Below are 23,785 nucleotides of genomic sequence, written 5' to 3'. Positions count from 1 at the left end.
GTGTTTACAGCGCGATTTACTCTAAAGGCCCTACAGTTTTACCGGACATCACTTCCTATACTGCGACGTGAGGTCGCACAACTATCCAGACCTTGCAGGCCAGTTGGCCGGTGGGCGCTCCGATGGGGGCGATAGTAATAACGACAGGAGTGACTGGCATGATCCATCACGTCGTGGGGCTGTTTACCCATCCCGATCAGGAATGGCGGGAAATTCGTGGCGATAAGGAAGAAAGCATCAGCCACATGTACCTCACTCACACGCTGGTTCTCGCAGCGATCCCCGCCGTAGCCGCATTTATCGGCACCACCCGGGTCGGTTGGGTCATCGGCAACCGTGCCCCGGTGATGCTCACCCAGGAAAGCGCGCTATGGATGACCCTGATGTCGTACGCCGCGATGCTGGGCGGTGTGGCGGTGATGGGCGCGTTCATTCACTGGATGGCCCGCACCTATGATGCCAACCCCAGCATGGCGCGTTGCGTGGCCTTTGCCACCTACACCGCGACGCCCCTGTTCATCGGCGGGTTGGCGGCACTCTATCCGCACATGTGGCTGGGTATGGTGGTGGGGACCGCAGCGATCTGCTACACGGTGTATCTGCTGTACGTAGGCTTGCCGACGTTCATGGGTATCGACCCGGATGAAGGCTTTCTGTTTTCCAGCTCGGTATTGGCTGTAGGCCTGGTGGTGCTGGTGGCAATCATGGCGTTTACCGTGATCGTCTGGGGCCTGGGCGTCGGGCCCATCTACACCAGTTGAGCCCCTGGAATGCAGACAAAGCCACCGAGAAGGTGGCTTTGTACGTTATGCACGACCATTCGGCGCCTGACAGATTCGAAAACACCCTGCTTTGCGGCATACTGGGCGTCTCTGGAGATATGTACAGCATGCCCGAGCAACTCAATACCCGCGTCGAAGATTGTTTCCTGCAAGCCGAATCCTTTTTCAAACGAAGCTTCAAACGCCCCACGGTCAGCCTCAAGCTGCGGGGCCAGAAAGCCGGTGTCGCGCATTTGCACGAAAACCTGCTGCGCTTCAACCCTCAGCTCTATCAAGAAAACAGCCAGCACTTCCTGAAACAGACCGTGGCCCACGAAGTGGCGCATCTGATTGCCCACCAACTGTTTGGCGAGCGCATCCAGCCCCATGGGGAGGAATGGCAGTTGATCATGCGTGGGGTTTACGAACTGCCGCCGGACCGTTGTCACACCTACGCAGTCAAGCGTCGCCAGGTGACTCGCTATATCTACCGGTGCCCGTGTGCCGACAGCGACTTTGCGTTTTCGGCCCAGCGTCATGGGCTGGTCGGCCAGGGGCGGCGGTACTTGTGTCGGCGGTGCCGACATACTCTTGTGTTCACTGGGGAGACTCGGGTGGAATGAGGGCCTTATCGGGGGCAAGCCCCCTCCCACCTTAACGCTGTGAACACGGGCGAATGTGGGAGGGGGCTTGCCCCCGATAGCGCCAGAGCAGTCACCCAATGACCTTGGCCTGCCGCAAATCCGCAATCCGCTGAGCACTCAACCCCAACTCCGCCAACACTTCATCACTGTGCGCGCCGACCTCAGCCCCGATATGCCGTGGCGCCGGCAAACCCTCGGAGAACTTCAGCGGGCAGGCCATCTGCGCCTGGGTCGAACCATCGCCCCTCGGCACCTGGCTGATCAACCCGCGCGCCTGCAACTGCGGATGCGCCAGCGCTTCGCTCAAGCTCAACACCGGTTCCACACACGCATCCACTTGCGCAAATAACGCGCACAGCTCGTCAAAACTGCGTTTTTCAAACTCCACCTGCAACGCCCGCTTGAGTGCCGGCTGCTGCTCGGGCTTCACGCCGTGCAGCGCCAGCTCCGGTCGCCCCAGGGTTTCACACAGCCGCTGCATGAACGCCGGTTCCAGGCTGCCCACCGACATCCAGCGTCCGTCCCGGGTGCGGTAGTAATCGTAAAAACTGCCGCCATTGAGCACATGGTTTTCCCGCTCCGGCTCTACCCCGCAGGCCAGGTAACCCGCGCCGGCCATGGCGTTCAGGCTGAACGAGCAGTCGGTCATGCTCACATCCAGGTATTGACCGACGCCGCTGTGCTGCCGTGCAACCACCGCCGCGAGCACGCCCACCACTGCATGCAGGGACCCGCCCCCCACATCCGCCAGTTGCACGCCCAGCGGCAACGGCCCACTGTCCCGTCGCCCGGTGTGGCTGGCTAAGCCTGCGACTGCGAGATAGTTGATGTCGTGACCGGCGCGATCCCTGTAGGGACCGGTCTGGCCGTAGCCGGTGATCGACACATAGATCAGCCTGGGGTTGATCGCCTGCAGTGCGGCGTACCCCAGGCCCAGACGGTCCATGACCCCGGGGCGGAACTGCTCGATGAGAATATCGGTGCCCTTGACCAGCTCAAGGACGATCTGTAGCGCCTCGGCCCGCTTGAGGTCCAGTGCCAGGCTGCGCTTGTTGCGATTGAGGTAGGCATGGCTCGCCGACGTGCCGTGATCATGGGGCGGCCACACGCGCAACAGGTCCGGCCGCGTCGGCGATTCGATGCGCAATACATCGGCGCCCATATCCGCCAGCATCAGCGAGGCGAACGGGCCGGGCAGCAGGGTGGAAAAATCCAGCACTTTGAGAGACGCCAAGGGACCTGACATACAAACTCCGTTTGCAATTGGACTGGCCACAGCGTAGTCAGCCTTCGGCGCTGACGGCAATCGTCAGAACAATCAACCGCAGTGACCGTTTTGATCACGGCGGGCTTTTTCGTCGCGGCGGCTTTATCATTGGCCCACGTTTGTTGGCAGAGTGTTCCATGAAGTTCGCGATTGCACTGTATAGCGCCGCCCACGCGCCCGCCTCGCGCCGCGCCCTGTTGTTCGCCCAGGCGGCCCTGGCCGGCGGGCATGAGATTGTGCGGCTGTTTTTTTATCAGGATGGCGTGTACAGCGCCTCCACTAACATCGTCGCGCCCCAGGACGAGCAGGACATCGCGCGCCAATGGCGCGAATTTGTCCGTACTCACCAACTGGACGGCGTCGTGTGCATCGCCGCCGCCTTGCGCCGCGGCGTGCTCAATGCCGAGGAAGCCACGCGCTATCAACGCAGCGCGGTGAACCTGGACGCGCCCTGGGCCTTGTCGGGCCTGGGGCAATTGCATGACGCGATCCAGGACGCCGACCGCCTGATCTGTTTTGGAGGCTCGTGATGGCCCAATCATTGCTGATCATCAGCCGCCAGGCGCCGTGGTCCGGCCCCAGTGCGCGCGAAGCGCTGGATATCGTGCTGGCCGGCGGCGCGTTCGACCTGCCCATCGGCCTGCTGTTTCTGGACGACGGTGTGTTCCAGCTGGCGCCGCACCAGGACGCCAAGGCCGTGCAACAAAAGGATTTGAGCGCCAACCTGCAGGCGCTGGGCCTGTTCGGCATCGATGACGTGTTCGCCTGCAGCCACAGCCTGTCCGCGCGCGGGCTGCCGCCACCGCACACTGCGCAGGCGCTGGACAGCCAAGCCATTACCCAGCTGATTGACCGTTACGACCAGGTGATTACCCTCTGATGTCGACTCTACATGTGGTGACCCACTCCCCCTTTACCGACAGCCGTCTGGACAGTTGCCTGCGTGTGTGCGGCAGCGCGGATGCCATCCTGCTGTGCGGCGACGGCGCCTACGGCCTGCACAACGCAGCGCTGCAAACCAAGGGGGTGAAAGTGTTTGTGCTGGCTGAAGACCTGCAGGCACGCAACCTGCCGCTCCCGGACTGGGCCGACAGCGTGGACTATCCGGGCTTCGTGCAGTTGTCGATCGACTATGACAAGGTCAATACTTGGCTATGAACACGCTGACCGTAGGCACGCGCACCCTCGAGCTGGACAAGGACGGCTACCTCGTCGACCTGGATGACTGGTCCGATGAGGTGGCGCACGCCCTGGCCACCGCCGAAGCCGTGGAGCTGACCCCGGACCACTGGGAAATCCTCCTGTTGCTGCGCCAGTTCTATGCCGAATTCCAGCTGTCCCCCGCCACGCGCCCGCTGATCAAGTACACCGCCTTGAAGCTCGGCCCGCAAAAGGGCAACAGCCTGCACCTCAACAAACTGTTCAACGGCACTCCCGCCAAACTCGCCGCCAAGCTGGCGGGCCTGCCCAGGCCGACGAATTGCTTATGACCGACTTTGCCCCCCTGACCCTCTCGACGCCTGAAGAACATCCGTTTGCGCCGTTCGTGCGCATCCTTGGCAAAGGCAAGCGCGGCGCACGCAACCTCACCCGTGAGGAAGCGCGGCAAGCCATGGGCATGCTGCTCGACGAAAAAGTCGAAGACACCCAACTGGGCGCCTTCCTGATGCTGCTGCGGCACAAGGAAGAAAGCCCGGAAGAGCTCGCCGGCTTCACCGAAGCGGTACGCGAGCGGTTGAACCCGCCCGCATTGAATGTCGATATCGACTGGCCGACCTATGCGGGCAAAAAGCGCCACTTGCCCTGGTTCCTGTTGGCGGCCAAATGCCTGGCGCAACAGGGCGTGCGCATCCTCATGCACGGCGGCGGCGCGCATACGGCGGGGCGCTTGTACACCGAGCAACTGCTGGAGCGCTTGCACATACCGCTGTGCCGCAATTGGCAACAGGTCGAGGCGGCGTATGCACACGGCAACCTGGCGTTTATCCCGCTGGGTGACTGGGCACCCCAGTTGCAGCGCATGATCGACCTGCGCAACACCCTGGGCCTGCGCTCGCCGATCCACTCCCTGGCACGCCTGCTCAACCCGCTGAATGCCCGTTGCGGCCTGCAAAGCATTTTCCACCCGGGTTACCAGGGCGTGCACCGCGATGCCAGTGGCCTGCTGGGCGACAACGTGATTGTGGTCAAGGGCGACGGCGGCGAGATCGAGATCAACCCCGACACCCTCAGCCACTTGTATGGCACCACCGGCGGCCAGAGCTGGGACGAAGAATGGCCTGCCCTCTCCGCCCAGCGCCACGTCAAACCGGCGAGCCTGGAGCCCGAGCACCTGAACGCCGTGTGGCGTGGCGACGTCGAAGACAGCTACCCGCAACTGGCATTGATCGCGACCATGGCCCTGGCCTTGCGCGGCCTTGGACGCACCCGCGAGCAAGCGTTCGAACTGGCCCGGCAGTACTGGGAGGCGCGAGACAAATCGATTTAATCGATCATTGAGCTCCGGTCTTTGCGCTTTTAGTTCGAACTCATCCCTTTAAACTGGGCTCCAACGCTTATTAGCCAAGGAGCCAGTCATGGGTTTGCTGATCGAAGGACACTGGAAAGACCAGTGGTACGAAAGTAGCGCAGATGGCGCTTTCCAGCGTGAACAGGCGCAACGCCGTCACTGGGTCACCGCCGACGGCCAGCCCGGCCCGAGCGGCGAAGGCAGCTTCAAGGCCGAGGCCGGGCGCTATCACCTCTACGTCTCCCTGGCCTGTCCCTGGGCCCACCGCACCCTGATCCTGCGCAAACTCAAGGGCCTGGAAAGCCTGATCGACGTCTCGATAGTCAGTTGGCTGATGCTGGAAAACGGCTGGACCTTCGACAAGGCCCACGGCTCAAGCGGCGATGCACTGGACGGTTTTGACTTCATGCACCAGCGTTACACCGCCGACACCGCTGACTACACCGGGCGCGTCACGGTGCCGGTGTTATGGGACAAGAAGCTCAAGCGCATCGTCAGCAACGAATCGGCGGAGATCATCCGCATGTTCAACAGCGCCTTCAATGAACTGACCGGCAATACCCTGGATTTCTACCCGCAGGCACTGCGTTCGACCATCGACACCCTGAACGAACGCATCTACCCCGCCGTAAACAACGGCGTATACCGCGCCGGGTTCGCTACCTCGCAGCAGGCTTATGAAAGCGCGTTTGATGATGTGTTTGCCGAGCTCGACCACCTGGAACGCCACCTGGGCGAGCACCGTTACCTGGCCGGCGAATACCTTACCGAAGCGGATGTTCGGCTGTTCACCACACTGATTCGTTTTGATGCGGTGTATTACAGCCACTTCAAGTGCAACCTGCGGCGGATTGCCGACTACACGAACCTGTCGAACTGGCTAAGGGAGATGTATCAGTGGCCGGGGGTGGCCGAGACGGTGGATTTCGAGCATATCAAGGGGCATTACTATGCCAGCCATCGGACGATCAATCCGACGGGGATTGTGCCGAAGGGGCCTGCCCAGCGCTTTGATGTTGGGCATGATCGGGAGCGGTTGAGTGGTAAGGGTGTCTTTGGCTGATCCGGATGATGGGTTGAAGCTGATGGCCTCATCGGGGGCAAGCCCCCTCCCGCACTTGGATCTGTGAATACAGTCAAAATGTGGGAGGGGGCTTGCCCCCGATGCTTTTGAGGCTTACACCTGAGACTGAGCGCCTTCAAACCACTTGAGTTTCTCGCGCAACACCACCACCTCGCCCACGATCACCAGCGTCGGCGCATGCACTTCATGCTCCGCCACCATGCGCGGCAAATCGGCCAGGGTGCCGGTGAACACGCGCTGGTTGGAGGTGGTGCCCTGCTGGATCAACGCTGCCGGCGTATCGGCGGCGCGGCCATGCAGGATCAACTGTTGGCAGATAATCGGCAAACCGATCAAGCCCATGTAGAACACCAGGGTCTGTGACGGCCCCACCAGATCCTGCCAGGGTAGATCCGACGTACCGTTTTTCAGGTGCCCGGTGATAAAGCGCACCGACTGCGCATAGTCACGGTGCGTCAGCGGAATGCCCGCATACGCCGCGCAACCACTGGCCGCCGTGATGCCCGGCACCACCTGGAACGGGATGCCATGGGCCGCCAGTTCCTCGATCTCTTCGCCGCCACGCCCGAAAATGAACGGATCGCCGCCCTTGAGACGCAGCACGCGCTTGCCTTGCTTGGCCAGGTCCACCAGTTGCTGGTTGATCTGGTCCTGCGGCACGGCATGCTCGGCGCGACGCTTGCCAACATACACGCGCTCGGCATCACGACGGCACAGCTCCAGAATCGCCGGGGCCACCAGACGGTCATACAACACCACGTCGGCTTGCTGCATCAGGCGCAAGGCGCGGAAGGTCAGCAGGTCCGGATCACCGGGGCCTGCGCCCACCAGGTACACCTCACCCGGTGCATAAGGCGGCGCGCCATTGACCTTTTCGATCAACAGGCGCTCGGCCTCATCGCCCTGCCCGGCCAATTGGCGGTCGGCAATCGGGCCCTGGAACACCTCTTCCCAGAACGCCCGGCGCTGCTGCACATCCGGGTACAAGCCTTTGACCTGGGCGCGAAAACGCGCCGCCAACCCGGCCAATTGGCCATAGGTGGACGGAATCCAGGTTTCCAGCTTGGCGCGGATCAGGCGCGCCAGCACCGGCGCATCGCCGCCACTGGACACCGCAATCACCAACGGCGAACGGTCGACGATCGCCGGGAAGATCACGCTGCACAAGGCTGGCGCGTCCACCACATTGACCGGAACACAGCGACGCTTGGCATCACTGGACACTTGCGCGTTCAGTGGCTCGTCGTCCGTGGCCGCGATGATCAGCACGCAACCGTCGAGGTCGGCCTCCTGATAACCGCGCAACATCAGTTCCCCGCCACTGCCCAGTACCAATTCACGCAACTGGTCTTCGATCTGGGGAGCAACCACCCGCAGCACTGCGCCGGCGTCAGCCAGCAGGCGGGATTTGCGCAAGGCGATCTCCCCCCCACCGACGACCAGCACACGACTGCCGCGCAGGTTATGAAACAGCGGCAGAAATTCCATTTAGCCGATGACCTCGACGCCGCCCATGTACGGCTTGAGCACCTCAGGCACGCGGATCGACCCGTCGGCCTGCTGGTAGTTTTCCAGTACGGCCACCAGCGTACGGCCTACGGCCAGGCCCGAACCGTTAAGGGTGTGTACCAACTCCGGCTTGCCGGTTTCCGGATTACGGAAACGCGCCTGCATGCGACGCGCCTGGAAATCACCGCAGTTGGAGCACGACGAAATCTCGCGGTATTTGTCCTGGCTCGGCACCCACACTTCAAGGTCGTAGGTCTTCACGGCGCTGAACCCCATGTCGCCGGTGCACAGCGCCAGGACGCGGTACGGCAGCTCCAGCAGTTGCAGCACGCGTTCGGCGTTGGCAGTCAGGCCCTCCAGCGCTTCCATCGACATCGAAGGCTCGACCACCTGCACCATCTCGACCTTGTCGAACTGGTGCTGGCGGATCATGCCGCGCGTATCGCGACCCGATGCACCGGCTTCACTGCGAAAGCACGGGCTGTGAGCCACGAACTTCAACGGCAGTTGCTTGGCATCGAGGATTTCGCCGGCAACGATATTGGTCAGCGACACTTCGGCGGTGGGGATCAGGTACAGGTCGGCTTCGCCGTCGCGGCTGATCTTGAACAGGTCTTCCTCGAATTTCGGCAGCTGGCTGGTACCCATCAACGCCGGCGCCTGCACCAGGTAAGGCGTGTAGGCTTCTTCGTAACCGTGCTCGGCGGTGTGCAGGTTGATCATGAACTGCGCCAGGGCGCGGTGCATGCGTGCGATCGGGCCACGCAACAACGCGAAACGCGCGCCGGACATTTTCGCGGCGGTTTCGAAATCCAGGCCGCCGGTCAACTCGCCGAGGGCCACGTGGTCCTTGATTTGGAAATCGAAGGCTTTCGGCGTGCCCCAGCGGCGCACTTCGACGTTGCCGTCTTCGTCTTCGCCAATCGGTACCGATTCATGGGGAATATTGGGGATACCCAGCAGGATCGAATCCAGTTCGGACTGGATCTTGTCCAGCTCGACTTTGCCGTCGGACAGCTCGGTGCCCATACGCTCGACGTCCGCCATCAACGGCGCGATGTCTTCGCCGCGCTGCTTGGCCTGACCGATGGATTTGGAACGCGCATTCCGCTCAGCCTGCAGTGCTTCGGTGCGGGTCTGGACGGTCTTGCGCTGTTCTTCCAGCGCTTCGATGCGCGCAACATCCAAGGCAAAGCCACGGGATGCCAGGCGGTCCGCTACGTCCTGAAGGTTGCTACGTAACAGTTTGGAATCGAGCATGTCGGTCTCTCGTTTATCAAAGTTTGGTCAGGGACAGGCCGGCCCAGGTGGCGAGCAGCCCGCCGAACACGCTGATACCCAGGTACCCGAAGGCGACCAGGGCCTGCCCGCTTTCCAGCAGGCGCAGTGTATCCAGTGAAAAGGATGAAAAGGTCGTCAGACCGCCTACAAAGCCGACAATCAAGCCGGCGCGAATTTCAATCGGCACTTCCGGGCGCAACAGGAACCAGCCGTACAACAGCCCGATGATCAAGCAGCCCACCAGATTGACCGCCAGGGTCGCCGCATAAAAATGCTTCGGCCAGTTGGCGCTGACCCAGGTGCTAGTGGCGAAACGCAATAATGTACCAGCGATGCCGGCTGCGGACACGGCAAGAATCGTCTTGAGCACTACTTTCTCCGCTGTTTTGGGCTGAGTCGATCGAGTTGGGCGAGGTGATTGAGCTTTTCACCGATCTTCAGCTCCAGGCCACGGGGCACCGGCTGATAGAACGGTTGTGGCTCAAGGTCGTCGGGGAAGTAATCTTCACCGGCAGCATAGGCGTCCGGTTCATCGTGGGCATAACGGTATTCATCGCCGTAACCCAGTTGTTTCATCAGCTTGGTCGGCGCGTTGCGCAGGTGCAGCGGCACTTCCAGGGAGCCGTGTTCGGCAGCGGCGCGCAGCGCGGACTTGAAGCCCATGTACACCGCGTTGCTTTTAGGTGCGCAGGCCAAATAGGTAATGGCCTGGGCCACTGCCAATTCGCCTTCCGGGCTGCCCAGGCGCTCCTGAACTTCCCACGCCGCCAGGCACAGGCTCAGCGCACGAGGGTCGGCGTTGCCGATGTCTTCGCTGGCCATGCGCACCACGCGGCGGGCAAGGTAAAGCGGGTCGCAGCCGCCGTCGATCATGCGCGCGAACCAGTACAGCGCGCCGTCCGGGTTGGAACCGCGTACGGATTTGTGCAGCGCCGATATCTGGTCGTAGAAGGCTTCGCCGCCCTTGTCAAAGCGCCGACGCGTATCGCCGAGCAGGCTTTGCAGGAGGTCGACGCCAATTTCATTGCCGTCTTCGGCGAGGTCCGAGGCGTTTTCCAGCAGGTTGAGAAAGCGGCGCCCGTCACCGTCGGCGGCGCTCATCAGTATCTTGAAGCCTTCATCGCTGAGACTCAGCTGGCGCTTGCCCAGGCCCTTGTCTTCGCTTAACGCACGCTGCAACAGCTTTCGCATCGCCGCTTCGTCCAGGCTTTTCAGCACATAGACGCGCGCCCGCGAAAGCAAGGCGTTGTTCAATTCAAAAGAAGGGTTCTCGGTGGTGGCACCGATAAAGATCAACGTGCCGTCTTCCACATAGGGCAGGAACGCATCCTGCTGCGACTTGTTGAAGCGATGCACTTCATCGACAAACAGGATGGTGCGCTTGCCGTATTGCCCGGCCTGCTGCTTGGCGACTTCCACCGCCTGGCGGATCTCCTTGACCCCGGCCAGCACGGCGGAGACCGTTTCGAAGTGCGCATCCGAGACCTTCGCCAGCAGCCGCGCCAGGGTGGTTTTACCCACCCCCGGCGGCCCCCAGAAAATCATCGAGTGCAGCGCACCCTGCTCCAGGGCTTCACGCAAGGGCTTGCCGCGAGCGAGCAGGTGTTCCTGACCGACGTACTCATCCAGGTTGGTCGAGCGCAGGCGCGCGGCCAGGGGCTGGGCAATCGGGTCACTTCGAAACAGATCCATGGGCAGCGTTTGAAACCTCTGGGGAGTTTATTCCTGGATCACGTCGGCACCCTTGGGGATGTCGAACTTGAACTTGGACGCGGGCACAGGCTGGTTGGCCTTGACCCCGGAGAACAGGATATCGGTGCGCTGGCCAACGCTGTCGACCAGGCGCATGTTGTTGATCACGCCGTTGCCGAACGACAACGACAGCGTGTCGAACAGTGTGTCCCTGGATTTGGGCTTGAGCGTAAATTCGATCACGTTGCTGGTTTGCTTGGAGGTGATATCAAAGCTGTCGTTGATCTTAGACACGTCCCCCGACAGCAACAGCGCCGGCGTCTGGTTCAGGCGCGGGTCGAGCTTCTTGATGGTCGCCTGTTCCAGGTCCGGGTCCCACAGCGTGACTTTCTGGCCGTCGGACACGATGGTCTGCTCGGCCTTGCCTTCGGTGTGCCAGTAGAACAGGCCGGGACGCTGCACGGCCATTTCGCCTGCGGTTTCCTGCAACTGGGTGCCACCGGCGTCCAGGGTCAGCTGGGAAAAGCGCGCGGTCAGGGTCTGGGATTTGTCCAGCAGGTTCTTCAGACTGGCCACGGAAGCCGGGTCAGCGTGGGCCGAAACGGCGGTCAGGGCCAGTGCCGGCAACAACAGCATGCGGATAATGCGCATGGGAGTCCTCATTGAGTAGTCAGGGCGCGCCGCGTGCTGCCACGCGGCGCGGAATCAGTCGCGCATCTGCCCGGGGGCGATGATTTCGCGCGAGCCGTTGGTGTTCATTGCGGTGACGACGCCGGCGTGCTCCATGGCTTCGATCATGCGGGCGGCGCGGTTATAGCCGATCTTCAGCTTGCGTTGCACGGCGGAGATCGAGGCTCGGCGGCTTTCCAGCACGAACGCCACGGCTTCGTCGTAGAGCGCGTCGGTTTCAGCGTCATCGTCGCCACCTCCACTGCCGCCGTCGAAGCCGCTGCCGGCCTCTTCCACGCCCGCGAGAATGTCGTCGTTGTATTCCGGTGCGCCACGCAGTTTCCAGGCTTCCACCACGCGATGCACTTCATCGTCGGAAACGAACGCACCGTGGACACGGATCGGCAGGCTGGTGCCGGGCGGCATATAGAGCATGTCACCGTGGCCCAGCAGTTGCTCGGCGCCGCCCTGGTCGATGATGGTCCGCGAGTCGATCTTGCTCGAAACCTGGAACGCCATACGCGTAGGAATGTTGGCCTTGATCAGGCCGGTGATCACATCCACCGACGGCCGCTGGGTGGCGAGGATCAGGTGGATCCCGGCCGCACGGGCCTTCTGGGCGATACGTGCGATCAGTTCTTCTACCTTCTTGCCGACGATCATCATCATGTCGGCGAATTCGTCGACCACCACCACGATGGTCGGCAGCTTGGTCAGCAGCGGCGCTTCGTCGTGAATGTTCTCGCGCTTGTACAGCGGGTCGGTCAGCGGCGTACCGGCGTCCTGGGCTTCCTTGACCTTGGCGTTGAAGCCGGACAGGTTACGCACGCCCATCTTCGCCATCAGCTTGTAGCGACGCTCCATCTCGGCGACGCTCCAGCGCAGGGCGTTGGCGGCGTCCTTCATGTCGGTCACTACCGGGCACAGCAGGTGCGGAATGCCTTCGTAGATCGACAGCTCAAGCATTTTCGGGTCGATCATGATCAGCTTGGCGTCGTCCGGGCCGGACTTGAACAGGATCGACAGGATCATCGCGTTCACACCCACCGACTTACCGGAACCGGTGGTACCGGCCACCAGCAGGTGCGGCATTTTCGCCAGGTCGGTGATGACCGGCTTGCCGCCGATATCATGGCCGAGGGCCAGGGTGACCGGCGATTTGAAGTTGTCGTATTCCGGAGTCGACAGCACTTCGGAGAAGCGCACGATCTGGCGGTCTTCGTTGGGAATCTCGATACCGACGGTGGTCTTGCCGGGAATCACTTCCACCACGCGCACGCTGGTCACGGCCAGGGAACGGGCCAGGTCCTTGGCCAGGTTGGAAATGCGGCTGACCTTGACGCCCGCGGCCGGCTGAATTTCGTAACGGGTAATCACAGGGCCAGGGTGAATCGAGTCCACCGACACTTCGACGCCGAACTCCTTGAGCTTGATTTCCAGCAAGTGGCCGACGGCCGCCAGGGATTCGGGCGAGTAGTTGAGCTGTTTCTTTTCCGCCGGGTCGAGAATCGAGATCGGCGGCAAGGTGCCTTCGACGGCGCTGTCGATGAACAGCGGCGCCTGTTTCTCTTTCTGCACGCGGTGGCTGGGCTCGGGCGCCTTGGGCGGCGCAGGGGCGATCACCGGCGGCACCTGCTTCTCGCGATCCGACATGTGCTTGCTCAGGGCCTGTTCGCGCTCGATCAGGCGTTCCTTGACCTTGGCCTGCTCGCGGCGGTCCGGCGTGCTTGGCGCCACCACTTCGTTGACGCGGGTGTCCACTTCGCGCAGTTGCGCAACCATCTGCTTACGCTCCACGCGGGCGGCCCACCAGCGGTTGGCGGCGCCCTGGAACAACTCGAACAGGTCAAGGGTGATCTTGCCGGTCACGTCCATCACCTTGAACCACGACAGGTCGGTGAACACCGTAAGACCGAAGAGAAACAGCGCGATGAACATCAGGGTGCTGCCCTGGATATTCAGGGTGCGGCGCGCCAGGTCGCCCAGGCTTTCGCCCAATGCCCCGCCCGCACCTGCCGGCAGACCGGTGGGCGCATGGAAATGGATATGCGCCAGAGCGGCGCCGGACAACACCAGGAAGACCAGCCCGATCAGGCGCCAGGAGAACAACCAGCCGCTCCACTGCCACGGCTCGTGACGCTGGCGGAAAATCTGCCAGGTCTTGATCGCCAGTAACAGCGGAAAGATGTACGCGAAATAACCGAGAATCATGAACAGGATATCGGCGCTGTAGGAACCCACCGGGCCACCGAAATTCTGCACGTCGTCGATTTTGCTGTTATGGCTCCAGCCGGGATCGTCCTTGCCATAGGTGAGCAAGGCCATCATCAGGAACAGGCACAGCGCGCCGATCGCGATCAGCGCACCTTCCTTGAGTCGATAATGCAGGTGCTGACGCCAGGCCGGCACGACTGCTGCTTTGGGTGTTGCGGCGGATTTCTTCAAAACGGGTCTTTTCCTGCGCCTGTTAGCGCGTCCATCTGTTGAATGACTGCACACGACTGCTCTATCCGAGCAGCTGAAAAATGACAAATGTTGCTGAATCTACTTTTTAACACTGCATAACCCATGGATGAAATGGCGATAACGCCATAATCGCCGCATTGTACGGGTTTGCGTGCGTGATGCCACGCACTTGCCCACCACCCGGCAGCCAGAGCCCTGCACGCATTGCAGCCTGTTCAATTTGAGCATGCATTGTCTTTGCTGACAAAGGCTTATGCGCTGTATTTACCAATCCAGGCAAGCTTGGCAAATGGCCTGCATTGGCCAGACCCGATTACGACCGCACCTTATGAGCAGAGTTGCAGAAACACCCTTTCACGCTAAACCAGCCCGAGCAGCCATTTGCGCTGGCCCCGAGGCGCTGTGTCGACAATAATCAGGTCCCGGGGCAGGCGCCCAACCTGCCACTCCCCTCCCCTTCCGTAAGCCTGGATACCATGCTGACCTGGTTACAACGCGACACCCTGACATTCCCGCCACTGGCCAAGGCCATGCGCGAACCCAACGGCCTGCTTGCCGCCGGCGGCGACCTGTCGGCCGAACGATTGATCCAGGCCTATCGCCACGGCTGCTTCCCATGGTTCTCCGAAGGCCAGCCGATTCTCTGGTGGTCACCCGACCCACGCACGGTGATATTCCCCGACGAGCTGCACGTCTCGCGCAGCCTTGGCAAATTATTGCGCCAACAGCGCTATAGCGTGACGTTCGACCAGGATTTCGCCGCGGTCATCCAGGCCTGCGCAGCGCCTCGGGCATATGCGGACGGCACATGGATCACCGAAAGCATCCAGAGCGCCTACCTGGAGCTGCATCAGCGTGGTTACGCGCACTCCGTGGAGGTCTGGGACCAGGGCGAATTGGTCGGCGGCCTGTACGGCCTGGCGATGGGCCAATTGTTTTTTGGCGAATCCATGTTCAGCCGCGCCGATAACGCCTCGAAATTCGGCTTCGCCACGCTGACCCGGCAATTGCAGGCCTGGGGTTTTGTGCTGATTGACTGCCAGATGCCCAATGATCACCTGCACAGCCTGGGCGCACGCGGCATACCGCGCAACGAGTTCGCCGGGTACCTGCGCGATTATCTGGACCAGCCCAACGCTGGGCCGTGGGTTTCTTAGGCGACATCCGCCTACCTGGCTTACACTTATTTCAAAGCTTATCCCGAGGGTTGATCATGACCGAGCTGGCACGCTTGAAGTTTTATGCCACTCAAGCCCACTCTTGCAGCTATCTGCCCGACGAGCAGGCCACCACGCTGTTCCTCGACCCCAGCCAGCCGATGGATGTGCACGTGTACGCCGACCTGTCCGAGATGGGCTTTCGGCGCAGCGGCGATCATCTGTACCGACCTCATTGCCAACACTGCAATGCCTGTGTCCCGGCGCGCATCCCGGTGGCGCAATTTTTACCGGATCGCAACCAGAAACGCATTCTCAAGCGCAATGCGGACCTGACGGTAGACGCGGTCAAGCCGCAGTACAGCGAAGAATATTTCGATCTCTATCAACGCTACATCGAACAACGTCATGCCGACGGCGATATGTTCCCGCCCAGCCGCGACCAATTTTCCACGTTCCTGGTACGTGACCTGCCTTTTTCACGCTTCTACGAATTTCGCCTCGACGGACGGTTGCTGGCGGTGGCGGTGACCGACCTGCTGCCCAATGGCTTGTCGGCGGTGTACACCTTCTATGAACCCGGCGAAGAACGCCGCAGCCTGGGGCGCTTTGCGATTCTCTGGCAAATAGGTGAAGCGCTGCGCCTGGAACTGGAGGCGGTGTACCTCGGCTACTGGATCAAAAACTGCAAAAAGATGAATTACAAGACCCAATATCGGCCCATTGAGCTACTGATTAATCAAAGATGGGTAACGCTTAACTAGAACCCCTTGGCTTGAACACCCTTTTTCGGGCACAATGCACGCCGCTTTTGCCTGGCGCAGTTGCACCGGGCCATTCACTGGATACCGAGGGCTTTACTGCATGTCGAAAGAAGACAGCTTCGAAATGGAAGGCACTGTCGTCGACACCCTGCCCAACACCATGTTTCGTGTGGAGTTGGAAAATGGGCACGTCGTAACCGCGCATATCTCCGGCAAGATGCGCAAGAACTACATTCGTATTCTTACCGGTGACAAAGTGCGCGTCGAGCTGACGCCCTATGACTTGAGCAAAGGGCGCATCACTTACCGCGCTCGCTAAGCAAGTCAATACAAGACGCCCGGTTATGCCGGGCGTTTTTGTGTGGGTGTGTTATTTACCTGACACCCAAAACCAATGTGGGAGGGGGCTTGCCCCCGATAGCGGTGGTTCAGTAGCAGATTAGTTGCCTGACACACTGCTATCGGGGGCAAGCCCCCTCCCACATTTGATCTGCATTATCTTGAAGAGTGTATTTCAGCCAGCAAAAAGGCGCCTTTCGGCGCCTTTTGTACTGCGGTAGAACGATCAGGCCATTTCCGCCGTGGTTTCGAACTCGAAGGTCAGCTCGCCGTCCTTCAGATCGATATGCACCACGCCACCATGGTCGGAAAGCTCGCCAAACAGGATCTCTTCGGCCAGCGGCCGCTTGATCTTGTCCTGGATCAGACGCGCCATCGGGCGTGCGCCCATTGCCGCGTCGTAGCCGCCTTCCGCAATCCAGCTGCGCGCCGCTTCCGACACCTCCAACTGCACGCGCTTGTCTTCCAACTGCGCCTGAAGCTCGGTGAGGAACTTGTCCACCACGCTCTTGATGACCTCATGGCTGAGGCGACCAAACTGGATAATGGTGTCCAGGCGGTTGCGGAACTCCGGCGTGAAGCTTTTCTTGATCACTTCCATCGCATCCGAGGAATGATCCTGATGCGTAAAGCCAATCGAGGCCCGCGCAGCGGTCTCGGCACCGGCGTTGGTGGTCATGATCACGATTACGTTGCGAAAATCCGCCTTGCGCCCGTTGTTGTCGGTCAAGGTGCCGTGGTCCATGACCTGCAGCAGCAGGTTGAAGACTTCCGGGTGAGCCTTTTCGATTTCATCGAGCAGCAACACGCAGTGCGGCTGCTTGGTAATGGCCTCGGTCAACAGGCCGCCCTGGTCGAAACCGACATAGCCCGGAGGGGCACCGATCAGGCGCGACACAGTGTGACGCTCCATATATTCGGACATGTCGAAGCGTACCAGTTCGATTCCCATGGCCTTGGCCAACTGGCGCGCCGCCTCGGTTTTGCCGACACCGGTCGGCCCGGCGAACAGGAACGAACCCACTGGCTTGTCCGGCGACTTGAGGCCCGCACGCGACAGCTTGATCGCGGTGGACAGCGCGTCGATCGCCGCATCCTGGCCGAAGACGGTCAATTTAAGGTCACGCTCCAGGTTACGCAGCAGCTCCTTATCGGAACTGTTGACGTGTTTTGGCGGAATCCGCGCGATTTTCGCCACGATGTCCTCGACCTGGGGCACGTCGATGCGTTTCACGCGCTTCTCGACCGGCTGCAGGCGCTGGTAGGCACCCGCCTCGTCGATCACATCGATCGCCTTGTCCGGCATATGCCGGTCGTTGATGTAGCGCGCCGCCAGCTCAGCGGCTGAACGCAACGCCTCATCAGTGTACTCGATGCCATGGTGCGCTTCGAAACGCCCCTTGAGCCCACGCAGAATACCGATGGTGTCCTCAACCGAAGGCTCGGACACATCGACTTTCTGGAAGCGGCGCGCCAGGGCACGGTCTTTTTCGAAAATCCCGCGAAATTCCTGGAACGTGGTCGAGCCAATGCAGCGAATATCACCCGATGACAGCAGCGGCTTGAGCAGGTTGGACGCATCCATCACCCCGCCAGACGCAGCCCCCGCACCAATAATGGTGTGGATCTCGTCGATGAACAGGATTGCCTGCGGGCGTTTTTTCAGTTCGCCGAGCAGCGCCTTGAAGCGCTTCTCGAAATCGCCACGGTACTTGGTCCCGGCGAGCAACGCGCCCAGGTCCAGGGAGTAGACGACACTGTTGGCCAGCAGATCCGGCACCTGGTTGTCGACGATACGCTTGGCCAGGCCCTCGGCAATCGCGGTTTTACCCACGCCCGCTTCACCGACCAGCAGCGGGTTGTTCTTGCGACGACGCGCGAGGATCTGCGCTACACGCTCAACCTCAAGCTCACGCCCCACCAGCGGATCGATCCGCCCCTGGCGCGCCAGCTCGTTGAGGTTGCTGGCATAGGCATCCAGCGGGTTGCTTGAAGAAGAAGACTCACCGCCCTCGTCGTCCTGCATATCCTGCTCACCCTCGGAATGATCGCCGTGCCCAGGCACCTTGGAGATACCGTGGGCGATGTAGTTGACGACATCGATACGGGCAACGCTCTGCTGCTTGAGCAGAAACACGGCCTGGCTTTCCTGTTCGCTGAAAATCGCCACCAGCACATTGGCGCCCGTGACCTCACGCTTACCGGAGCTCTGTACGTGGAACACAGCACGCTGCAATACCCGCTGGAAGCCCAGGGTTGGCTGGGTCTCACGGTCCTCGTCATGCACGGGGATCAGTGGCGTGGTGGAGTCGATAAACTCCTGCAGGTCATGCTTGAGTTTGTCGAGGTTGGCGCCGCACGCACGTAGAACGGTGGCGGCAGCTTCGTTATCCAAAAGTGCCAGCAGCAGGTGTTCGACGGTCATGAATTCATGACGCTTCGAACGAGCCTCCTTGAAGGCAAGATTGAGGGTGACTTCGAGCTCGCGGTTTAACATAGCTTCACCTCATACCCAAGTGGTCGGCGTTAACCGTCCTTCTCGATTTCACAGAGTAGCGGATGCTGGCTTTCCCTGGCGTACTGGTTGACCTGCATGGCCTTTGTCTCGGCGATGTCGCGGGTAAACACTCCACATACTGCCCGTCCTTCTGTGTGAACGGCCAGCATTACCTTGGTCGCCAACTCGCGGTTCAGGTTAAAAAACACCTCGAGCACTTCGACCACGAAATCCATCGGTGTGTAGTCATCATTGAACAAAACCACCTTGTACATCGGCGGCGCCTGTAAAGCAGGCTTGGCCTCCTGAACAGCAATGCCTGCAGAACCGTCGTCGTCATGTTCCTGATCCGGGCGATCCTGATTGAATGTTAGTCGAATCTGGCTATTTGCATGCATGGAAAGAAAGGTTCGTCAGTGGTTCAAATACAGTGGTGGGGGCGACCTGTCAGATTTTCAACTCCGACCCTTTGGTCGCCTTGACTATCGGCAAATCGGTGTTACAACCAATAGAGCCCACAGTGGGTAAAAAAGGTCCGCGCAGTCAACCTTATTTATTCGGGTTAGGACGGATAGACGGGATGATACTCCAGTGATGGAGTCTGGTGCAGAGGGATAAGGGAATGGCTAGCGGTAAGGTCAATTGGTTCAACAACGCCAAGGGGTTTGGGTTTCTTCGAGTGGAGGGCTACGAAGAGGACATTTTCGTGCATTACTCACAAATAGAAATGGAAGGGTATAAAACGCTGAAAGCGGGCCAGCTCGTGCAGTTCGAAAAAATTGTCGAAGGACCAAAAGGAAAACAAGCCGAAGGCGTTTCTGTGCCTACGAACCTTGCGACCGACACGCCTTTGGCACTGGCCGCTCACAACGAAAGGAAAGAAACAGCCTGATCCTGCGCAGGGCGAAAAGACCGGCCACCCCACTTATCGGATGGCCGGTTTTTCATGCAGCGGTTTTACATATGTGAAATCAACGCGTCACCAAAGCCCGACGACGACACCAATGTCGCCCCCTCCATCAGCCGCTCGAAGTCATACGTCACAGTCTTGGCCGAGATGGCGCCATTGGTGCCCTTGATGATCAGATCTGCCGCTTCGACCCAGCCCATGTGTCGCAGCATCATTTCTGCCGACAGAATCAATGAACCCGGGTTGACTTGATCCTTGCCCGCGTACTTCGGTGCCGTGCCGTGGGTGGCTTCGAACATGGCCACGGTGTCCGACAGGTTGGCACCCGGCGCGATACCGATGCCGCCTACTTCTGCAGCCAAGGCGTCAGACAGATAGTCGCCGTTGAGGTTGAGCGTCGCAATCACGTCATATTCAGCCGGGCGCAGCAGGATCTGCTGGAGCATCGCGTCGGCAATGGCGTCCTTGACCACCACATTCTTGCCAGTCCTGGGGTTCTTGAACTGCATCCACGGCCCGCCATCAAGCAGGGTCGCGCCGAATTCCTCGGCTGCCACTTCATAGGCCCACTCCTTGAAGGCACCCTCGGTGAACTTCATGATGTTGCCTTTGTGCACGATGGTCAGCGAGTCGCGGTCGTTATCCACCACATATTGCAGGGCCTTGCGCGCCAGGCGCTTGGTGCCCTCCTTCGACACCGGCTTGACGCCAATCCCGCAATCCTGGTCGAAACGGATCTTGGTAACCCCCATTTCCTCCTTGAGGAACTTGATCACCTTGATCGCCTCGGGCGAACCGGCCTTCCACTCGATGCCGGCGTAAATGTCCTCGGAGTTTTCGCGAAAGATGGTCATGTCCACGTCCCCGGGCTTCTTGACCGGGCTGGGTACGCCTTCGAACCAGCGCACCGGGCGCAGGCACACATACAGGTCGAGTTGCTGGCGCAGCGCCACGTTCAGGGAACGGATGCCGCCGCCGACCGGGGTGGTCAGCGGGCCCTTGATGGACACCACGTAATCCTTGACCGCGTCCAGGGTCTCCTGAGGCAGCCAGGTGTCCTGGTCGTAGACTTGAGTCGCCTTCTCGCCGGCATACACCTCCATCCACGAGATCTTGCGCTTGCCGCCGTAGGCCTTTTCAACAGCAGCGTCGACCACCTTGATCATCACCGGACTGATGTCGACGCCGATACCGTCACCTTCGATATACGGGATGATCGGTTGGTCAGGAACATTGAGAGAATGGTCTGCATTGACGGTGATTTTGTCGCCGACTGCCGGAACCTGAATCTTCTTGTATCCCATGCTGAACTCCATCTATGGATTGAACATCTGGCTGCGTTCGAGCCTACTCCAGATATATGGCGACCGAAACCTCACGCCATGGTCACTTGCGTCGAAAACAGCATAATTTGTCGCCTACAAGCCTGAAACCAAAGGGAAAACCGCCAATCTTGAGCACAACATGCGACGTTGGTCGCACCCGGCCCGCCTGCGACCTTTAGACCAATGGACGACACACCTTTTGTATGAAGGCTCAGCGTAAGCATAGCGACCTATGTATAATGCCGCCGCTGACCCAAGAGTCACGACGGTTGACCGCTCTAGACAGTAGCCTTCAGCCAGAAAGCAGGACTATTACAATAGTCCAAACGCTTGACGCTCGACTGATGCAACCCAACATCACCGCGAAGAACACTCGACATTTCGCTCATGGATGACTTTGAACGAACGCGCTCCACCCGGCGCATCTCGAGTTTCTGCGCACGCTTTCAGCAAAGAAGAGAGTTAATCCGAATATGCCCACCCGCTCGAAGATCATCTACACCTTCACCGACGAAGCCCCGGCCCTCGCCACCTATTCACTGCTGCCTATCGTAGAGGCCTTCACCGCTTCCGCTGATATTGCCGTGGAAACCCGCGACATCTCCCTCGCCGCGCGCATCCTCGCAAGCTTCCCCGAGCAACTGGGCGCCAAGGCTATCCCGGACCACCTCGCCGAACTGGGCGACCTGGCCGTTACGCCTGAAGCCAACATCATCAAGCTGCCTAACATCAGCGCCTCGACTCCGCAGCTGCAAGCCGCGATCAAGGAACTGCAGGCCCAGGGCTACGCCCTGCCGGACTACCCGGAAACCGTAACCACCGACGCGGAAAAAGAAACCCGTGCACGTTACGACAAGGTCAAGGGCAGCGCCGTGAACCCGGTACTGCGCGAAGGCAACTCCGACCGCCGCGCACCGCTGTCGGTCAAGAACTACGCACGCAAGCACCCGCACAAAATGGGCGCCTGGGCTGCAGACTCCAAGTCGCACATCGCTCACATGAGCAACGGCGACTTCTACGGCAGCGAAAAAGCCGTACAGATCGAAGCGGCTGATGCCGTGAAGATCGAGCTGATCGCTCAAGACGGCACCGCGACCGTTCTGAAAGAAAAGACCTCGGTACAGGCTGGCGAAATCATCGACACCGCCGTACTGAGCAAAAAAGCCCTGCGCAGCTTCATCGCCGCTGAAATCGAAGACGCCAAGAAACAAGGCGTGCTGCTGTCGGTTCACCTGAAAGCCACCATGATGAAGGTCTCCGACCCGATCATGTTCGGCCAGATCGTTGCCGAGTTCTATAAGGACGCCCTGGCCAAGCACGCCACCGTGCTCGAGCAGATCGGCTTCAACCTGAACAACGGCATCGGCGACCTGTATGCGCGCATCAAGGCGCTGCCGGCTGACCAGCAAGCGCAGATCGAAGCTGATATCCAGGCGGTCTACGCCGCTCGCCCATCGCTGGCGATGGTCAACTCCGACAAAGGCATCACCAACCTGCACGTGCCGAGCGACGTGATCGTCGACGCCTCGATGCCGGCCATGATCCGTGACTCCGGCAAGATGTGGGGCACCGACGGCCAGTTGCACGACACCAAGGCGGTGATCCCGGATCGCTGCTACGCCACCATCTACCAGGCGGTCATCGAAGACTGCAAGGCCAATGGCGCCTTCGACCCAACCACCATGGGCAGCGTTCCGAACGTCGGCCTGATGGCGAAGAAAGCCGAAGAGTACGGTTCTCACGACAAGACCTTCCAGATCAAGGCTGACGGCGTGGTCCGCGTCACCGACAGCCAGGGCAACCTGCTGATGGAACAGAACGTCGAAGCCGGCGACATCTTCCGCATGTGCCAGACCAAAGACGCGCCGATCCAGGACTGGGTCAAGCTCGCCGTCAACCGTGCCCGCGCCAGCAACACCCCGGCCATCTTCTGGCTGGACCCCAAGCGTGCCCACGATGGCGTAGTGGTCGAGAAAGTTCAGGCTTACCTGAAAGACCACAACACCGAAGGCCTGGACATCCGCATCATGGCCCCGGTCGACGCGATGAAGTTCACCCTGGAGCGCACCCGCAAGGGCCTGGACACCATCTCGGTGACCGGCAACGTACTGCGCGACTACCTGACCGACCTGTTCCCGATCATGGAACTGGGCACCAGCGCCAAGATGCTCTCGATCGTGCCGCTGATGAACGGCGGCGGCCTGTTCGAAACCGGTGCCGGCGGTTCGGCTCCGAAACACGTGCAGCAACTGGTCGAAGAGAACTTCCTGCGCTGGGACTCCCTGGGCGAGTTCCTGGCCCTGGCCGCCTCCCTTGAGCATTTGGGTGTGACGTACAACAACCCGAAAGCCTTGGTACTGTCCAAGACCCTGGACCAGGCCACCGGCCAGTTCCTCGACAACAACAAGTCGCCATCGCGCAAAGTCGGCAACATCGACAACCGCGGCAGCCACTTCTACCTGGCACTGTATTGGGCCCAGGCCCTGGCCGCCCAGACCGAAGACACTGCCCTGCAAGCGCAGTTCGGCGAACTGGCCCAGACCCTGGCCGCGAACGAAGCAACCATCGTTGCCGAGCTCAACGCCGTACAGGGCAAGCCAGTGGACATCGGCGGCTACTACGCGCCGAACCCTGAGCTGACCAGCCAGGCCATGCGTCCAAGCAACACCCTCAATGCGGCGATTGCCAAGTTGAAGTAAGGTTGTAACGATGCAGGGAAGCCCCGGCCGAGTGCCGGGGTTTCTATTTCCACTGTTCAACTGAAGAAACCGGATCAAATGTGGGAGGGGGCTTGCCCCCGATAGCAGTGGGTGAGCCCCGGATGTATGCACTGACACGCCCTCATCGGGGGCAAGCCCCCTCCCACATTGACTGTATTCGCGCTGCAAGACCGCACTGCGCCCTGAACCGA

23 protein-coding genes are annotated in these 23,785 nt (G+C 60.5%); 13 read left to right on the top strand and 10 right to left on the bottom strand.

Translation table 11 applies throughout. The annotated features are described in order from the left end of the window. Positions 1-158: 158 nt before the first annotated feature. Both PspCFBP13528_RS11660 and PspCFBP13528_RS11655 read left to right on the top strand, forming a co-directional pair. On the top strand, positions 159-761 hold the full coding sequence (locus PspCFBP13528_RS11660; RefSeq protein WP_137200259.1) for a Yip1 family protein: 603 nt from the start codon (positions 159-161) through the stop codon (positions 759-761). 128 nt (positions 762-889) lie between these two features. Beyond that, the gene (locus tag PspCFBP13528_RS11655; RefSeq protein WP_065953213.1) at positions 890-1,384 is read left to right on the top strand and encodes a SprT family zinc-dependent metalloprotease; all 495 of its coding nucleotides are present in this window, start codon (positions 890-892) and stop codon (positions 1,382-1,384) included. A gap of 91 nt (positions 1,385-1,475) precedes the next feature. Here PspCFBP13528_RS11655 and PspCFBP13528_RS11650 read toward each other — a convergent pair whose 3' ends face one another. Further along, complete coding sequence (locus tag PspCFBP13528_RS11650; protein ID WP_137200258.1) at positions 1,476-2,651, bottom strand: CaiB/BaiF CoA-transferase family protein; 1,176 nt, start codon at positions 2,649-2,651, stop codon at positions 1,476-1,478. A 158-nt stretch (positions 2,652-2,809) separates the two neighbouring features. Between PspCFBP13528_RS11650 and tusD the strand changes: the two genes are divergently transcribed. The 6 genes from tusD (at position 2,810) to PspCFBP13528_RS11620 (ending at position 6,244) form a co-directional block, all read left to right on the top strand. Further along, positions 2,810-3,202 (top strand): sulfurtransferase complex subunit TusD, encoded by a 393-nt coding sequence (tusD, locus tag PspCFBP13528_RS11645; protein ID WP_065953153.1) that lies wholly within the window; start codon positions 2,810-2,812, stop codon positions 3,200-3,202. After that, the gene (tusC, locus tag PspCFBP13528_RS11640; protein ID WP_065953152.1) at positions 3,202-3,552 is read left to right on the top strand and encodes a sulfurtransferase complex subunit TusC; all 351 of its coding nucleotides are present in this window, start codon (positions 3,202-3,204) and stop codon (positions 3,550-3,552) included. The genes tusD and tusC overlap by 1 nt, the downstream gene beginning before the upstream one ends. After that, complete coding sequence (gene tusB, locus PspCFBP13528_RS11635; RefSeq protein WP_137200257.1) at positions 3,552-3,830, top strand: sulfurtransferase complex subunit TusB; 279 nt, start codon at positions 3,552-3,554, stop codon at positions 3,828-3,830. Before tusC ends, tusB begins: the two co-directional genes overlap by 1 nt. Continuing rightward, positions 3,827-4,162, top strand: a complete 336-nt coding sequence (locus PspCFBP13528_RS11630; protein ID WP_065953150.1) for a TusE/DsrC/DsvC family sulfur relay protein — start codon at positions 3,827-3,829, stop codon at positions 4,160-4,162. The genes tusB and PspCFBP13528_RS11630 overlap by 4 nt, the downstream gene beginning before the upstream one ends. Next, positions 4,159-5,160 (top strand): glycosyl transferase family protein, encoded by a 1,002-nt coding sequence (locus PspCFBP13528_RS11625; protein WP_137200256.1) that lies wholly within the window; start codon positions 4,159-4,161, stop codon positions 5,158-5,160. Before PspCFBP13528_RS11630 ends, PspCFBP13528_RS11625 begins: the two co-directional genes overlap by 4 nt. Before the next feature lie 88 nt (positions 5,161-5,248). Beyond that, positions 5,249-6,244: a glutathione S-transferase family protein gene (locus tag PspCFBP13528_RS11620; protein ID WP_137200255.1), complete on the top strand. Its 996-nt coding sequence runs from the start codon at positions 5,249-5,251 to the stop codon at positions 6,242-6,244. Between the two features lie 114 nt (positions 6,245-6,358). On the opposite strand, the gene cysG is transcribed toward PspCFBP13528_RS11620, so the two are convergent. From cysG to PspCFBP13528_RS11590, 6 genes are read right to left on the bottom strand one after another with little or no spacing between them, the layout of a single operon-like run. Beyond that, positions 6,359-7,753, bottom strand: coding sequence for a siroheme synthase CysG (gene cysG, locus PspCFBP13528_RS11615; RefSeq protein ID WP_137200254.1), 1,395 nt, complete (start codon positions 7,751-7,753; stop codon positions 6,359-6,361). Then, a complete protein-coding gene (gene serS / locus PspCFBP13528_RS11610; RefSeq protein WP_137200253.1) occupies positions 7,754-9,034 on the bottom strand; it encodes a serine--tRNA ligase in 1,281 nt (426 codons plus the stop codon). It lies immediately after the preceding gene. A gap of 16 nt (positions 9,035-9,050) precedes the next feature. Beyond that, on the bottom strand, positions 9,051-9,425 hold the full coding sequence (gene crcB, locus PspCFBP13528_RS11605; protein WP_065872076.1) for a fluoride efflux transporter CrcB: 375 nt from the start codon (positions 9,423-9,425) through the stop codon (positions 9,051-9,053). Beyond that, the gene (locus PspCFBP13528_RS11600) at positions 9,425-10,747 is read right to left on the bottom strand and encodes a replication-associated recombination protein A (protein WP_049712683.1); all 1,323 of its coding nucleotides are present in this window, start codon (positions 10,745-10,747) and stop codon (positions 9,425-9,427) included. The genes crcB and PspCFBP13528_RS11600 overlap by 1 nt, the downstream gene beginning before the upstream one ends. Before the next feature lie 27 nt (positions 10,748-10,774). Then, entirely contained in the window at positions 10,775-11,398 is a 624-nt protein-coding gene (lolA, locus tag PspCFBP13528_RS11595) for an outer membrane lipoprotein chaperone LolA (protein WP_065884968.1), read from the bottom strand. A gap of 54 nt (positions 11,399-11,452) precedes the next feature. Next, entirely contained in the window at positions 11,453-13,861 is a 2,409-nt protein-coding gene (locus tag PspCFBP13528_RS11590) for a DNA translocase FtsK (protein WP_065884967.1), read from the bottom strand. 497 nt (positions 13,862-14,358) lie between these two features. On the opposite strand from PspCFBP13528_RS11590, the gene aat reads away from it, so the two are divergent. The 3 genes from aat to infA all read left to right on the top strand — a co-directional run bounded on the left by aat (position 14,359) and on the right by infA (position 16,122). Beyond that, positions 14,359-15,039 (top strand): leucyl/phenylalanyl-tRNA--protein transferase, encoded by a 681-nt coding sequence (aat, locus tag PspCFBP13528_RS11585; protein ID WP_101220127.1) that lies wholly within the window; start codon positions 14,359-14,361, stop codon positions 15,037-15,039. A 56-nt stretch (positions 15,040-15,095) separates the two neighbouring features. Then, the gene (locus tag PspCFBP13528_RS11580; protein WP_137200252.1) at positions 15,096-15,803 is read left to right on the top strand and encodes an arginyltransferase; all 708 of its coding nucleotides are present in this window, start codon (positions 15,096-15,098) and stop codon (positions 15,801-15,803) included. 100 nt (positions 15,804-15,903) lie between these two features. Beyond that, the gene (gene infA / locus PspCFBP13528_RS11575) at positions 15,904-16,122 is read left to right on the top strand and encodes a translation initiation factor IF-1 (RefSeq protein ID WP_002553999.1); all 219 of its coding nucleotides are present in this window, start codon (positions 15,904-15,906) and stop codon (positions 16,120-16,122) included. A gap of 246 nt (positions 16,123-16,368) precedes the next feature. Here the strand turns inward: infA and clpA are convergent, their stop codons facing one another. Both clpA and clpS read right to left on the bottom strand, forming a co-directional pair. After that, complete coding sequence (clpA, locus tag PspCFBP13528_RS11570) at positions 16,369-18,639, bottom strand: ATP-dependent Clp protease ATP-binding subunit ClpA (protein ID WP_101220125.1); 2,271 nt, start codon at positions 18,637-18,639, stop codon at positions 16,369-16,371. A gap of 29 nt (positions 18,640-18,668) precedes the next feature. Then, positions 18,669-19,037 carry an ATP-dependent Clp protease adapter ClpS gene (gene clpS / locus PspCFBP13528_RS11565; RefSeq protein ID WP_005789091.1) on the bottom strand — a complete coding sequence of 123 codons (369 nt, stop codon included), beginning with the start codon at positions 19,035-19,037 and terminating at the stop codon, positions 18,669-18,671. 224 nt (positions 19,038-19,261) lie between these two features. On the opposite strand from clpS, the gene PspCFBP13528_RS11560 reads away from it, so the two are divergent. Then, entirely contained in the window at positions 19,262-19,531 is a 270-nt protein-coding gene (locus PspCFBP13528_RS11560) for a cold shock domain-containing protein (protein WP_065953212.1), read from the top strand. Positions 19,532-19,596: 65 nt separating this feature from the next. Here the strand turns inward: PspCFBP13528_RS11560 and icd are convergent, their stop codons facing one another. Beyond that, a complete protein-coding gene (gene icd / locus PspCFBP13528_RS11555; protein ID WP_065885048.1) occupies positions 19,597-20,853 on the bottom strand; it encodes an NADP-dependent isocitrate dehydrogenase in 1,257 nt (418 codons plus the stop codon). 494 nt (positions 20,854-21,347) lie between these two features. On the opposite strand from icd, the gene PspCFBP13528_RS11550 reads away from it, so the two are divergent. Continuing rightward, positions 21,348-23,573 carry an NADP-dependent isocitrate dehydrogenase gene (locus PspCFBP13528_RS11550; protein WP_137200251.1) on the top strand — a complete coding sequence of 742 codons (2,226 nt, stop codon included), beginning with the start codon at positions 21,348-21,350 and terminating at the stop codon, positions 23,571-23,573. Positions 23,574-23,785 lie beyond the last annotated feature (212 nt).

It is taken from the genome of Pseudomonas sp. CFBP13528 (assembly GCF_005233615.1).
Lineage (GTDB): Bacteria > Pseudomonadota > Gammaproteobacteria > Pseudomonadales > Pseudomonadaceae > Aquipseudomonas > Aquipseudomonas fluorescens_AM.
The sequence above is the reverse complement of the archived record's forward strand: the minus strand, read 5'-3'. Positions and strand labels throughout refer to the sequence as shown.